Below are 286 nucleotides of genomic sequence, written 5' to 3'. Positions count from 1 at the left end.
AATTCCGCTGTCGACGAATTGCTGGCCGGCAGGATGGACCGCCGCGACTTCCTGCGCCATGGCAGCGTGCTTGGTCTCTCACTGCCGTTCCTGGGCAGCCTTGTCGCGGCCGCCGGCCTCGGCACGCAGCAAGCACGCGCGGAGGGCAAGCCGGGCGGCACGGTGCGCGCCGGCGTGGCGACGCCGGGCGGCGCCATCGATCCCGTCACCTATTATGACAGCGGCAGCTACCAGCTGGTTTTCCAGACCGCCGAATTTCTCTGCATCACGCAGCCGGACCTCACCT

Annotated in this window: 1 pseudogene; it reads left to right on the top strand. The window is 68.2% G+C overall.

Annotation, left to right across the window (positions count from 1 at the left end):
* Nucleotides 1-286, top strand: a pseudogene (locus AC0L3S_RS39300) (ABC transporter substrate-binding protein); the annotation flags it as partial.

It is taken from the genome of Bradyrhizobium sp. Ken01 (assembly GCF_055807355.1).
Note: the sequence above shows the minus strand (reverse complement) of the source record. Positions and strands in the feature narration are given on the sequence as shown.